Annotated in this window: 10 protein-coding genes; 9 read left to right on the top strand and 1 reads right to left on the bottom strand. The window is 34.5% G+C overall.

The window, feature by feature from the left end; all coding sequences use genetic code 11:
* Positions 1-355: 355 nt before the first annotated feature.
* Entirely contained in the window at positions 356-1,630 is a 1,275-nt protein-coding gene (gene pepT, locus NST60_RS04205) for a peptidase T (protein ID WP_445304388.1), read from the bottom strand.
* A 184-nt stretch (positions 1,631-1,814) separates the two neighbouring features.
* Between pepT and NST60_RS04200 the strand changes: the two genes are divergently transcribed.
* From NST60_RS04200 to chvE, 9 genes are all read left to right on the top strand, one after another.
* Positions 1,815-2,420: a hypothetical protein gene (locus tag NST60_RS04200; protein WP_341098243.1), complete on the top strand. Its 606-nt coding sequence runs from the start codon at positions 1,815-1,817 to the stop codon at positions 2,418-2,420.
* A 494-nt stretch (positions 2,421-2,914) separates the two neighbouring features.
* Positions 2,915-4,984, top strand: a complete 2,070-nt coding sequence (locus tag NST60_RS04195; RefSeq protein ID WP_341099792.1) for a bifunctional aldolase/short-chain dehydrogenase — start codon at positions 2,915-2,917, stop codon at positions 4,982-4,984.
* A gap of 220 nt (positions 4,985-5,204) precedes the next feature.
* A complete protein-coding gene (locus NST60_RS04190) occupies positions 5,205-6,185 on the top strand; it encodes an AraC family transcriptional regulator (RefSeq protein ID WP_169188161.1) in 981 nt (326 codons plus the stop codon).
* 513 nt (positions 6,186-6,698) lie between these two features.
* Positions 6,699-8,117 (top strand): rhamnulokinase, encoded by a 1,419-nt coding sequence (gene rhaB, locus NST60_RS04185; protein WP_341098242.1) that lies wholly within the window; start codon positions 6,699-6,701, stop codon positions 8,115-8,117.
* Positions 8,118-8,132: 15 nt separating this feature from the next.
* Positions 8,133-9,386 (top strand): L-rhamnose isomerase, encoded by a 1,254-nt coding sequence (gene rhaA / locus NST60_RS04180; RefSeq protein ID WP_169188163.1) that lies wholly within the window; start codon positions 8,133-8,135, stop codon positions 9,384-9,386.
* 417 nt (positions 9,387-9,803) lie between these two features.
* Complete coding sequence (locus NST60_RS04175; protein ID WP_341098241.1) at positions 9,804-10,805, top strand: substrate-binding domain-containing protein; 1,002 nt, start codon at positions 9,804-9,806, stop codon at positions 10,803-10,805.
* Between the two features lie 19 nt (positions 10,806-10,824).
* Positions 10,825-12,627 (top strand): sensor histidine kinase, encoded by a 1,803-nt coding sequence (locus NST60_RS04170; RefSeq protein WP_101730285.1) that lies wholly within the window; start codon positions 10,825-10,827, stop codon positions 12,625-12,627.
* A gap of 6 nt (positions 12,628-12,633) precedes the next feature.
* On the top strand, positions 12,634-13,863 hold the full coding sequence (locus NST60_RS04165) for a response regulator transcription factor (protein ID WP_328022051.1): 1,230 nt from the start codon (positions 12,634-12,636) through the stop codon (positions 13,861-13,863).
* A 258-nt stretch (positions 13,864-14,121) separates the two neighbouring features.
* Positions 14,122-15,162, top strand: a complete 1,041-nt coding sequence (gene chvE / locus NST60_RS04160) for a multiple monosaccharide ABC transporter substrate-binding protein (protein WP_226752647.1) — start codon at positions 14,122-14,124, stop codon at positions 15,160-15,162.
* Positions 15,163-15,180: the final 18 nt, after the last annotated feature.

Genomic DNA, 15,180 nt, shown 5'->3' with positions numbered 1-15,180 from the left:
AAGTTAAATCCGAACAATTATACGAAAACGTTAATGGAAAGTTCGTATAATTATTTAGTTTTTTTTTCATTTTAAAAAAGGATGCTCTACGAAGTTTGTTGCTGTTATCCGCAGCCGGAATACACTTCGCTTTCCGTGGGGCTCGCGCTGAGCCGCTTCGGCCTTTGGCCTGCAGGGTCTCAGACTGTCTCACTAATCCCACAGGAGTCTACGTGTATTCCGGCTGCTCTGTTTTCCCAACTAATTATATTTTCTATTGTAAAAAGTATGCGAAAGCAGACGCTATTTACTAGCTAAATGAGAGATTGTTCGTCTTCACAAAGTATCTATTTAGTTATGTCACAGCCTTCTTTTCTTATTCCCCGCGCTCTTCAAACAAGCGAACAATTTCTACGATTACATTTGTTGCTTTTACCATGTTATCCACAGAAATGTACTCATACTTACCGTGGAAATTTTCTCCACCAGTAAAGATATTTGGAGTTGGCAGTCCCATATAGGAAAGCTGAGATCCGTCTGTACCACCACGAATTGGTTGGACAATTGGTGTAATACCGAGATTTTCCATTGCGTGATATGCAACGTCCACGATTTCTTTTACTGGTTCAATTTTTTCACGCATATTGTAGTATTGGTCGTTTAAGTCGAGCTTCACTGTGTCGGTACCATACTTCTCATTTAACTCTACTACAATTGTTTGAAGAATACTTTTTCTTTCTTCAAAAGAAGCACGATCAAAATCACGGATAATATAAGATAGTTTTGTTTCTTCTACATCCCCTTCAAAGGAAAGTAGATGATAAAATCCCTCGTAGCCTTCTGTAAATTCAGGTGACTCACTTGCAGGTAAGCGGCTTTGTAGTTCCATCGCAATTTTGATACTATTGACCATTTTTCCTTTTGCCGTACCTGGATGTACATTTGTTCCACTTATCGTAATTTTTGCTCCAGCAGCGTTGAAGCTTTCATATTGTAGTTCACCTAATGGCCCACCATCAACAGTGTAAGCAAAATCAGCATTAAAGGCTTCTACATTAAATTTATGAGGTCCTCTGCCGATTTCCTCATCAGGAGTAAAGGCCACTCTAATTTTTCCATGTTTAATGTCTGGATTTTCTTTTAGGTAAATAAGAGCAGTGACAATTTCAGCAATACCTGCTTTGTTGTCTGCCCCAAGTAAGGTTGTACCATCGGTAGTTAGCAAAGTATGCCCTACATAATTCTTTAATTCGGGAAAATCCTTAGGAGATAATACGATATGTAACGATTCGTTTAAAACAATATCTTGTCCATCATAGTTTTCTACCTTTTGCGGACGAACATTTTTGCCTGTAAAATCAGTAGCAGTATCTAAATGCGCAAGAAAGCCGACTGTTGGCACCTTTTTATCTGTATTTGCCGGCAAAGTGGCCATTACGTAACCATTTTCATCAATAGAAACTTCTTCCATCCCAATTTCTTTTAGTTCTTCCACTAATAAATTGGCTAGTATTAACTGTCCTGGAGTAGACGGGCATTCTAAGTTATTTTCATTTGATTGTGTATCGACAACAGCATACGACACAAAACGATTTATCATATTTTCTTTCACACTATTCAACTCCTTTATCAGATATTTTGATTTTATCATAGGAAGAATGAATAATACGAATATAGTGAATTTAAAACGATAAAGTCTACAATTTCAGCGTTTTTAGTTATAAAGCGAAAAGGTATGTTCACAATTATGTTGGATTTGGTGCAGGATTGTTGCTTTATTTGGAGAGGATTTTAGATAGAATAGAGGTAATAATGTTAAAAAAAGGAGATTTGGAATGAAAAAAAAGAATAGAGCAATGATTTTGTTTAGTACTATTGCGGTAATTATTATTATTTGCATTGCAGCAATATGGTGGTTAAATAGTAAGAGTATTAACGCGATTGAAGACATAAAAAAAATAAATGCATCCGATACGTTTGATCAGCAAGAGGAAGAATATATTGTTTATTTTTGGCAATCTACTTGTACATACTGTAAACAAATTGAGAAAGATGTTATTTCATTTAGCAATAGTGGAGACATTCCTTTTTATGTTGTAGATATGCAGGAGGAAAAGAATGAATCTAGCTGGTATGACTGGGAAGCACACCATAAAAAGTATGATCAAGTAATTGGTAAAATAGAAGACGGTAAAGAAGTATGGAATGAGGGAATAAACATAGAAAATTTCCAAAATGATAAAGATATTGCTTGGGGAATTGTTGCGAACGAAGAAAACCAAATTATCGCAACACATAATACAGCATATGGAAATGAAGCACCAGAAAACGCAGAAGAAATCGAAATTACTGGAACACCAACGATGATAAAAATTAAAAATGGCCAGTTTGATGATTATGCCGTTGGTGTAGAAGAAACATTAGACATGCTAGGGAAATAAAAGGGATAGAAGCTGAAGATAGGGAGACCTGTCTAGGCTTTTTTTTTGATGAAAACGGACAAAGCTGAAGAGGCATTCATTAAGTGGATGAAAACCGAAAAGGAGAGCTCCTAAGCAAAAAGAGGCGTTCATGGGGGACATGAAAACCGAAAAGGAGAGCTCCTAAGCGAAAAGAGGCGTTCATCGAGGAAATGAAAACCAAAAAGGAGAGCTCCTAAGCGAAAAGAGGCGTTCATTAAGCAAATGAAAACTGAAAAAGCTACTGCATAGGTAAAAAAAATTTTCATAAAGCGAACCACAAAAGATTAAAGGTAAGCGTAACAAAGGAGCACCTCACATTCTTTGCAATGGTAGCCGATATAAACTGTCGTGATTTGGATTAATCTTTGCAAAATAACTATAAATAAAAACAAATAAACTATTTCAAAAATAAACAAACATATTATATAATGTATTTGGGGTATAAAAAAACAGTTTGTGAAGGGAGAATTATGATGGTACAGAATTTATGGAATAATGAAAAGGCTTCACAATTAAAGAAAGGTTTAGATGAATTGGTTTATCGATCCAATTTAATCGGTACAGATCGAGCTGTATGTAATTGGGGTGGCGGAAATACGTCCATGAAAACAATCGAAAAAGACTTCCGCGGACGAGATATAGAAGTAATGTGGGTGAAAGGAAGCGGTTCAGACTTAGCAACAATGAAAGCGCATAATTTCACTGGTCTTAAGCTAGAAGATATTAAACCATTGATTGAAAGAGAAGAAATGTCTGATGAGGAAATGGTTGCCTATCTCTCTCATTGTATGATTGATAGTAACCACCCTAGAGCGTCTATTGAAACCTTATTACACGCATTTTTACCATATAAACATGTCGATCATACTCATCCGGATGCCATTATTAGCATTTGTTGTGCAGATAATGGGAAACAACTTGCCGAAGAAATCTATGGTAATCGTTTTGTTTGGGTTCCTTATATTAGACCAGGCTTTACTTTATCGAAAATGATCGCAGAAGGTGTACAGAATAATCCTAATGCAGAATTAGTATTGATGGAAAAGCATGGCCTTGTCGTTTGGGGAGATACAGCACAAGAAAGCTATGACAAAACAATCGCAATCATTAATGAAGCGGAAAGCTATATTCATAATAAAATAGAAGAAGAGAAGGTTTTTGGCGGGGAAAAATATCCTGCTTTAAAAGAAGAAGAGGCTGAAGAGATTTTAAGTCAAGTGATGCCAGTAATCCGGGGAGCGGTTAGTGGAGAAAAACAAATGCTGCTAACTTACGATCGAGAAGAAGATGTACTTCAATTTGTAAATAGTAAAGATGCTCAGAGCTTATCACAAATAGGTGCAGCGTGCCCAGATCATCTTGTACATACGAAAAGGCAACCTTTATATATTGAATGGGATCCGGTAACAAAAGATATTGCTAGTTTGAAAGAAAAGATAAAATTAGGTATAGAGAACTTTAAAAAGGAATATACAGCTTATTTTGAAAGAAATAAAGAGGCTGGAGATCAGATTTCTGAAACGGCTCCGAGGATTATTTTAATACCTGGAATTGGTATGGTTAACACAGGGAAAACCCTTGCTATGGCTAAGGTGAGCGGTGCTTTATATCATCGCGCTATCTCTGTAATGAAGGGCGCTACAACACTAGGTAATTTCGTCTCTTTAAATGAAAATGAATCATTTAAAATAGAGTATTGGCCACTAGAATTATATAAATTATCTCTTGCTCCAACAGAAGCAGAATTTTCTCGTAAAATTGCCTTTGTTACGGGAGGCGCTGGAGGTATAGGTAGTGAAACATGCCGACTATTTGCAGAGCAAGGTGCACATGTTGTTATTGCAGATTTAAATATAGAAGGTGCAGAAAAAGTAGCACTGGAAATAAATGAAAAGTATGGTTCCAATAGAGCGCTAGCGGTGAAAATGGACGTAACGAAAGAAGAAGCTGTAAAAGAAGCTTATAAGAAAACTGCTCTTACTTTTGGAGGTGTAGATATCATTGTAAATAATGCAGGGCTCGCCACCTCTAGTCCATTTGATGAAACGTCTTTACAAGAATGGAATCTAAACTTAAACGTTCTTGGGACAGGATATTTTCTAGTTGCAAGAGAAGCATTCAAACAAATGAAAGAACAAGGATTAGGCGGAAGCATGGTATTCATTGGATCTAAAAACTCTGTATACGCAGGGAAAAATGTTACGGCTTATAGCTCTGTGAAAGCAATGGAAGCACATCTTGCAAGATGTATTGCTGCAGAAGGTGGAGAATTTGGTATTCGTGTTAATACTGTATTACCAGATGCTGTGTTACAAGGCTCGGCAATCTGGGGATCAAAGTGGCGTGAAGAGCGAGCAGCTAATTATGGAATAGAACCAGACCAATTAGAAGAACACTATCGAAAACGTACTACTTTATTAGTAAATATTTTTCCTAAGGATATTGCCGAAGCGATTTGCTATTTCTCTTCTTCGAAAGCAGAGAAAACAACAGGATGCATGCTGACAGTTGATGGAGGAGTTCCTGCTGCCTTCACTAGATAAAGCTAACTTTCGAGTTGCGGGGATTATTTTATCCCCGCTTTTTGTGTTAATAGAATAAAAGCGGAAAAGAGTAGAGACCGATTCTAAATTAAAATTAACTTTTGAAGAGTGAAAGAATAGTTAAGAGAAAAAACTATTTCTCCGTATTATATACTATGTTTGCTAAACAACCCTTTCCCTCTCATAATAATAGATAGTTGAAGCAGGGGGGCTGACCTTCTTGGATAAAAATTTATTAAAACAATTAATGGAGTTAACAGAAGAAGAAAAAAGCATTGTCCAGCAAAAGCAAGGTGTAATAAAAGATATCTATACTAGTCAAAGTAATTTTATTATAGAAAGTGAAAAATTTTTGCGTAAAGATAAAATGATAACGGTGAGAAAGCACACTCGCTTTATTGACTTTCCGAAACATAAACATAATTATATTGAGATTAATTATGTAGTGAATGGGGGATTGAAGCAAAAGGTTGGCAATGACCAGATTTCGTTAAAAAAAGGGGAACTTTTATTTTTAAATCAGCATATGGAGCATGAAATTCAGGCATGTGATAGGGAAGATATCGTAGTTAATTTCATCATTCAGCCACCTTTTTTTCAATTTATTTTTCAATATTTACATGAAGAAAATAAACTAACAGATTTTCTAATTAATAGTTTGTTTAACCATACGGAAAGTGGCCAATATTTATATTATAAGGTCTCTGATGTGACAGAAATTCAGGACATAATCGGGAAATTATTAAAGGAAGAAGCAAATAACTCTCTTTTATCAGAATCGACGATGAAGTTGTATATGGGGTTATTGATTATCGAACTAATAAAAAATACAGATAAAATTCAACAAAATGAAGGTGTATTGCAAAATCAGTATCTCGTTATCGAGGCTTTGACCTATATTGAAGAGAATTATAAAAATGGAACGCTAAATGAATTAGCCGAGCAGCTCCATCAATCCGTATCCTCTTTGAGCAAAAATATTAAGAAAGCAACAGGCTATACTTTTAAGGAATTGCTTCAAGAGAAGCGGCTAAGTAAGTCAAAAAACTTATTGGAAACCACAGATCTTTCGATTAAGTGGATTATTGAAGAAGTAGGATATGATAATATTAGCTATTTTTATCGGATATTTAAAGAAAAATATGGAATGACACCGAAAGCATTTCGGTCGAAGAGGCTGGGACAAAAGTATTCCAACTAAATATAAATCCGAACAATTATACGTAGATGTTGATAAAACTTCCGTATAATTGTTTGGGTTTTTTATTAATTTTAAAAAAGAAAATTTGTGCTTATTACCCGCAGACTGAATACACTTCGCTTTCCATGGGGCGAGCGCCAAGCCTCCTCGTCACTACGTTCCTTCGGGGTCTCGGACTTTCTCGCAGCTCCCATAGGAGTCTACGTGTATTCAGTCTGCTCCATTTTTTCTACTAATTATATTTTTTTTTGAAAAGAATCAGGCAACTTATTGGTTTCGCTACTAAATGAGAGATTGTTCGTCTTTACCCATTAGATATTTTGTTTTGTCTCTTTTTCTTTGTCATAACACTTTTCTTTTGTTAATACAGTAGAAAAATTAGAAAATAGCTGTTATATGCTTGGAAAATAAGGACAATAAAAAAGAAAAATTACGTTATTTTATTGAAGAATGAAACCCATTACAATGAATTCAAGGAAACGTTTTCTAATTCCTTTTTAAGGAGAGGTGGAAATGACAAGATATGCATTAGCAGTAGATATCGGAGCCTCAAGTGGAAGGCTTATTCTTGGGTCTGTTCAGCAAGAAAAATTAGAGCTCAATGAAATTCATCGTTTTGAAAATAAGATGATCAAAAAAGGACAGCATTATTGTTGGGATATTAATCGGCTTTTTTCTGAAATAAAAAAAGGAATAAAAAAGTGCAACGATCTAGGTATTAAGCCAGAAAGTATTGGCATTGATACATGGGCGGTAGATTTTGTTTTACTAGATGAAAATGGAGAACTTTTAACAGATGCCGTTGCTTATCGGGATGATCGTACGGATGGGATGATGGAAGAAGTTTTCCAAAATATCATAAAGGAAAGATTATACTTAGAAACGGGTATTCAATTCCAAAAATTTAATACGATCTATCAATTATATTCTTTAAAAAAGACGCAGTCAGAAGTATTAGAAAAGGCGAAAACCTTTTTGATGATTCCTGATTATTTACATTATTTACTTTCAGGTATATCGGCAAATGAATATACCAATGCTTCTTCCACACAATTATTAAATGCTTTTACAAAAAAATGGGACAAAACGATTCTCGATACATTAGGAATAAACAGGGAAATGTTCCAAGAAATTAAAAAGCCAAATACGATTCTTGGAAATTTGAAGCCAGAATTGGTAGAGGAATTTGGTTTTGATATGAAAATAATCCTTCCGGCAACACATGATACAGGTTCTGCAGTCATTTCTGTTCCAGAGTTAAATGAGACGATTTATATCAGTTCTGGGACATGGTCATTGATTGGTGTTGAAAATAGGTTTCCTATTTGTGTAACGAAGGCGTTAGATTATAACTTTACGAATGAAGGAGGAATTGATTATCGTTTTCGTTTCTTGAAAAATATTATGGGGCTTTGGATGATACAGGAAGTGAGACGTAATTATCAGAATCAATACTCTTTTAGTGAGTTTGTTGAATTAGCAAAAGCAGCACATGATTTTTCAAGCACTGTAAATGTAAATGATAATCGTTTTTTAAAGCCTGACAATATGGTGGAAGAAATTCAGCACTATTGTGTAGAAACAGGCCAACAAGTTCCAGCAACACCAGGTGAGATAGCAAAATGTGTTTATGATAGTTTAGTAGAAAGCTATATTACAGCTATAGATGAAATAGAAGAAATTTTTGAAAAATCTTTTCCAAGTATTAATATTATTGGCGGTGGCTGCCAAAATGAAATGTTAAACCAATTACTTGCAGAAGCTACTAAGAAAGATGTATATGCTGGACCAATAGAAGCGACAGCTATTGGGAATATCGTTTCTCAATTTATTGCATTAGGAGAAGTGGAAAATTTATCGGAAGCAAGACAAATGATAAAGAAATCTTTTGAAATTAAAACGTTTAAAGCAACCGAAGATGTAACCAAATAAAAGGAGGAAATAATTATGTCTGTTAGAGAAAATTTTGAGTTAGCAAAAAAGCAATATGAACAATGGGGAGTAAATGTACAAGAAGCATTAGAAAAGCTAAAAAATATTCCCATTTCGATTCATTGCTGGCAAGGAGATGATATCGCTGGATTTGAAGTGAATCAAAGAGAGTTATCCGGGGGAATTGATGTAACAGGAAATTATCCTGGGAAAGCAACGAATCCAGAAGAATTAAGAAGCGATTTAGAGAAAGCACTCTCGCTTATCCCTGGTAAACATCGTGTCAATCTACATGCTATATATGCAGAAACAAATGGGGTAGCAGTAGAGAGAGATGAGCTAGAACCGAAGCATTTTGAAAATTGGGTACAATGGGCAAAAGAAAATGGATTAGGGTTAGATTTTAATCCTACTTTATTCTCCCATGAAAAAGCAGCAGATGGTTTAACATTAGCACATCCAAATAAGGAAATTCGTGATTTTTGGATTCAACATTGCATCGCAAGTAGAAAAATTGCTGAATATTTTGGTAAGGAGCTTGGTTCACCAGCCCTAACAAATATTTGGATTCCAGACGGCTATAAAGATATTCCAAGCGACCGCTTAACACCAAGAAAAAGATTAAAGGATTCATTAGATGAAATTTATGCTGTAGAAACAGATGAAAGATATAACTTAGACGCTGTAGAAAGCAAAGTTTTCGGAATTGGGTCAGAATCTTATGTAGTCGGCTCCCATGAATTTTACTTAGGTTATGCATTGAAAAATAATAAATTGTGCTTAATGGATACTGGTCACTATCATCCAACAGAAACTGTTTCTAATAAAATTTCTTCCATGCTTTTATTTAGTGATAAATTAGCATTGCATGTATCTAGACCAGTGAGATGGGATAGCGATCATGTCGTTATTTTAGATGATGAACTAAAAGAAATTGCCGTAGAAATCGTCCGGAATGATGCATTAGATAAAGTAATCATCGGTCTAGATTTCTTTGACGCTAGTATTAATCGAGTAGCTGCATGGACAATTGGTACAAGAAATATGATTAAAGCACTTTTGAATGCATTATTACTTCCAAATGAAAAATTAAAACAATTACAAGAGGAAGGGAATTTCACAGAGAGATTAGCATTAATGGAAGAATTTAAAACATATCCATTTGGAGCTATTTGGGATTATTATTGTGAACAAATGAATGTACCAGTGCGTGAATCTTGGCTAAATGAAGTGAAAATTTATGAAGAAGAAGTCCTTTTAAAGAGATAAGGGAAATATAAAAAGCAATCACTCTATCTATTTTGAGTGATTGCTTCAGACCGTAGACAAATCCCTGAATTTTAGATATAGAGGTTTGTCTATAGTATATTTATTAGTCTCTTTGAATAGGGATGTTGCTTTCCGCTTCAGGGGTTCGCTTTCCGTGGGGCTCGCGCTGAGCCGCTTCGGCCTTTGGCCTGCAGGGTCTCAGCTGTCTCGCTAATCCCACAGGAGTCTCACCTCTTCCACTCCAAGCAACGCATGAAAATTCCATTTTTGTCGACAAACTGAAGCAATCACTCTATCTATTTTGAGTGATTGCTTTTTTAATAGCACATGGAAAAGAGAAACTTGAATTTTTCTTTTCACTATAAGTATTTCCATGTATAATGGAACATACAGTTTTTTCCTTTAGGAGGTGTCTGTATGAAGAAGTTACTGTATGTGTATATAAGTGTGTTTTTATTATTTGGTATTTATTTTTATCATTCCCATTTAAATGCTGCATTGGAGAATACGAATGGAATAAAAAGAGAGCGGTTACAAGGTGTGGTGAATGATGAATATGTAATGGTAACCTTTATGGCTGGTATCGATTATTGGAAGTCTGTTTTAAAAGGATTTGAGGATGCCGCTAATGAATTAAATGTTTCCGTTGTATATAGAGGTGGAGCTTTATATGACTTACATGAACAAATTACAATTCTAGAGCAAGTTATAGCGAAGAAGCCTGCTGGGATTGCGATTTCTGCCATAAATCCGAATGATTTAAATGCTACTATTAATAAAGCGGTTGATATGGGAATACCTATTGTTTTATTTGATTCAGATGCCCCGTTAAGTAATGCGTCATCATTTTTAGGAACGAATAATTATCTTGCAGGGGCAGAAGCAGCAGATAAAATGGCTTCCTTAATTAATAACCAAGGAAAAGTAGCTGCTATTACTTTACCAGAGCAGTTAAACCATCAAGAAAGAACTAAAGGCTTTATGGAAACAATGAAAACAAAATATCCGAAAATAAACGTTGTACAAGTTCTTGATGGTGAAGGTGATCAACTTAAATCGGAAAAAGTAGCGAACGAGATTATACAAAAGTATCCAGATGTAAAAGGGATATTTGTAACAGAAGCAAACGGCGGAGTCGGAGTGGCTGATGCTGCTACCAAAAACAAAAAGGTAGATTTAAAGATTATTAGTTTTGATGTTGATAGGAAAACATTAGATCATATAGAGAACGGATCTATTTCTGCGACAATGGCTCAAGGGACTTGGAATATGGGATATTGGTCGATGCAGTTCTTATTTAAATTACATAATGAGAAAACGAAAAATGATGATCATTCTCTTCCCCCGTATGTAGACACAGGAATAACAATCGTTACAAAGGAGAATGTAAAAGAATATTATGCAGAATATACTAAATAAAGAAGAAAGGCTATGACAAATGTTTCCGAAATTAGATAAAATCAATGATTTCTCCATTAGAGATAAGCTGATTGCTTTGTTTTTGCTAATTAGTATTCTCCCAGCTATTGGATTAGGATTGCTAGTAGGTGTTACGGTTGAGAAAATTTTAGGGGAGCAAGCTACGAAAAATACCCTGCAGTTGATTGATCAAGTGAACACAACATTGGAATCATCTATTACAAATGTACAAAATGTTAGTTATCTAATTTCAATGGATTCACAAATTAATTCGTTTTTTTCTCATGGACTGAGTGAAGATAAAGAGAAAGAACAGATTTATTCGATTCGTCAAAAAATGCAAGGGTTTACATCTTTGTACCCAGAAATTGCAGGAATTTTACTCATCAATAGAGATGGACAATATATTAGCAATGAGCTTTATGCCAAAGAGGATGTGGACTTAACGAAGGAAGCATGGTATGAAGAAGCAGTAAAAAACAAAGGGATCTTCAAAATAATCGGCAAACCTCAAAAACGCAATATTATTAGTCAAATTAATTACAAAGACAATGATGTGGTTACGGTTGTAAGGGCAATTGTTAATAGAGATACACAAGAAATCTCAGGCGTAATCTTAATAGATTTGAAACTAAGAGTAATAGGAGAAGCAATAAATAATGTTCAAATTGGACTATCTGGATTTTTAACCGTTATCGATGAAAGCGGAAAGGAGATATATTCGACTTCTCATAAGGAATCGTTAGCCATTCCAGAAGCAATCTTATTGGAGAATGATTGGGGCTCTTATAAAAAGGTGATTAATGGGGAAAAAATGGAGTTTATTTATCAGAGAACACCTTTTACCAATTGGACAACAGTGGGAATCTTTCACGTGGAAGAATCAGTAGCAGAAGTAAGGGAAATTCAGTTATATCTATTCCTTTTTGTTTTTTTTCTGTGCTTCGTTGGTATAAGCGCTTCCTATTATTTTTCAAACTCCATTTCCAATCCAATTATCAAATTAATGATGATGATGAGAAAACTGGAAGATGGCAATATGGATATACAATATGTAGGGAATCGGAAGGATGAGATAGGTAGACTGGGGAAAACGTTTAATCATATGATTACAAAGCTTAATAGCTTGATAAAATTAACAGAAATACAAGAGAGGCAAAAACGAGAAGCGGAACTAAGAAGCTTACAGGCTCATATTAAACCACATTTCTTATACAATACACTAGATACTATTAATTGGATGGCAAGAAAGCATGGAGCAAAAGATGTCGCTGAGGTAGTGTCGTCCCTGTCTTCTTTTTTTAGAATTGGCTTAAGCAAGGGAAATGATTTTATTCCATTGAAAGACGAAATGAAGCATATACAAAGCTATTTGGCGATTCAAAAAGCAAGATATCAGGATAAATTAAATTATGAGATTATTTTTGAGCACGGGTTGGAAGAGGTGAAAATACTTAAATTAGTCCTTCAACCAATAGTAGAAAATGCGATTTATCACGGGATTAAAGAGAGAAGAGGACCAGGTGAAATTCTTATAAGTGCAGAACAAGACAGTAATTGTCTTGTGTTAAAAATTATCGATGATGGTATAGGCATAAGGGAAGAAGATTTAAGTTGTTTAAGAGAAGAACTAAACAGCCTTGTCATTTTGAATAAGGATAAAAAAGAACAAATAAATTTTGGCTATGGAATGATGAATGTACAAGCAAGAATTAAACTAACATATGGCGAGGCATTTGGATTATCGATCGATAGTCAACTACATAAAGGAACCGTAGTGGTAATAAAACTTCCATTGAACTTAGGGGGAAGTAAGGAGTGAGAATGGATGAATAAACAAAACTGGAATGTATTAATTGCTGATGATGAACCCATTATTCGTGACGGCATTCGAAATTCAATTGATTGGCCGTCTCTACAGATGAATGTCGTTGCAGAAGCAGAAGACGGGGAGGAGGCAATAGAACTTTCACTTATGTATTCTGTTGATATTCTTCTTGTCGATATAAATATGCCGATTGTAAATGGCTTAAACGTTATTAAGCATGTTAAGGAAAAACTACCAGACTGTCGAATCATTATTATTACTGGTTACGATGAATTTAAGTATGCTCAAGAAGCAATCAGACTCAATGTTTCCGATTATTTGTTAAAGCCTATTGACCCTAATCACTTATTAGAATTACTAAACAAGTTGGAAAATGAATTAGTGAATGATAATAATCAAAAGGATTTATTGGATAGAACGTCTGAACAATTTACTAAAAATTTGCCAACTTTTAAAAATACTTTTTTTCAAGAGTGGGTAGAAGGGAAGTTAAATAACGAAGAAATCAGGAGTCAATTAGCGTTATATTATTTAAATGAAAATATTCCCAAAAACTTAATAGTTATATCTTGTTTAGAATTCCTTGAAAATAAATCAATGCTAAAGGAAAAGGAAAGAGAAGAAATCCAAGAGTCACTAAAATATCACATTCTTTTGTTCTTTGAAACGGAAGAAATTGGTTACTTTAATGATGACTCTGGACTCATCTTTCTTATAAGTTGGCATGAGATAACAAATGATCGTCTTGTGCAACTGGAGGAAATTATCAAGAATGAATTAAAAATGTCTATAGCAGTTTACATGGAAAGTAATGAAAAAGACTACAAGCATCTTTCCTTGTTATATAAAAAGTGCAAAGAAATCATACAAAAAGAAATTAATATTTCACCTATAGTAAGAAGGGCGAAAAGTATGATTGAACATCAATATGCAGATTCAACGCTTTCCCTTGAAAAGGTTGCAGTAGCTTTACAGGTTTCTCCGGTTTATTTAAGTCGGCTAATAAAACAAGAGTTAGGAGTTAGCTTTGTACAACTTCTCACACACAGAAGAATGAAGCAGGCCGTATACTTACTTCAATCAACAGATTATCCAATTATTTCGATATCAGAATTAGTGGGGTATGAAACTCAGCATTATTTCAGTACAGCCTTTAAAAAAGTAATGGGCTTATCTCCAAATAAATACCGTAGAAATATCATAGATGATTCAAATAACGTAAATAGTTAAAGCAGGAGCTCTGTTATATTCGGGCTTCTTTTTTTATTTGGCTGTGGGTTAATTAGCAACAAATACTTAATTTTATAGAAAAATGAAAGCGTTTTATATTAAGTTAAAAAAGTATAAAAATAGTAAATTATTTAAAAAGACCAGATTTATAGCGAATGCTATATTAGTTTTAGAAAAAGAAAACCACCTAATAAATATGGGAAGGGGGAAGTTTGTTTGTTTAAAAAAACGCTTACAATAATTAGTGTAGTAGTTTTAATACTTATTACAACTGCTTGTGGAGTGCAAAAAACAGGTGCAGAGACAAAGGGGTTTATTGGGATCTCTATGCCTACCAAATCATCTGAAAGATGGGTAAATGATGGAGAAAATATGAAAAAACTGTTTGAAGATCTTGGATATAGTACGGATTTACAATATGCAGAGGATATAATTGAGAACCAAACAGCACAGATTGAAAATATGATAACCAAAGGTGTTGATATTTTAGTCATTGCACCTATTGATGACCGTTCTGGTTTAACTGGTGTTTTGGAAAGAGCACATAATAATGGGATAAAAATCATTTCGTATGACCGTTTAATTCAACATAGTGAATATGTAGATTACTATGCAACATTTGATAACTTTAAAGTAGGAGAATTACAAGGACAGTACATTGAGGAAAAGCTGGAGTTAAAAAATTCTGAGGGCCCATTTAATATCGAGATTTTTGCAGGGTCTCCTGATGATAATAATGCTTACTTTTTCTTTGATGGAGCAATGTCCGTCCTTCAGCCATATATAGATTCTGGAAAACTAGTAGTAAGAAGTAAACAAACAAAATTTAGCCAGGGAGCAACACTTCGTTGGGATGGTGCATTAGCTCAATCAAGAATGGATAATTTATTGAGTGCTTATTATTCAACAGAACAAATTGATGCAGTATTGTCTCCATATGATGGAATTAGTATTGGCGTAATCTCTTCCTTAAGAGGTGTTGGATATGGAAGTAAAGATAAGCCGATGCCGATAATAACAGGACAAGATGCAGAGCTTGCTTCTATAAAAGCAATTATAAATGGAAGACAAACGCAAACGATTTTTAAAGATACAAGGGAATTAGCAAAAAAAGCGGTAGAAATGGCAAGAGCTTTACTGAATGAAGAAGAAGCAGAAGTAAATGATGTAGAAACATATAATAACGGGAAAAAAATTGTTCCTGCCTATCTTTTAAAACCAGTTTCTGTAGATATTGATAATTATCAATCGGTGTTAGTAGATACAAATTATTATACGAAAGAACAGTTAGGCCAATGAACAATTGAAATAATCTAT

This window comes from Niallia sp. FSL W8-1348 (assembly GCF_038006745.1).
Lineage (GTDB): Bacteria > Bacillota > Bacilli > Bacillales > Cytobacillaceae > Niallia > Niallia alba.
This window is presented reverse-complemented; position numbering and strand designations above follow the sequence as displayed.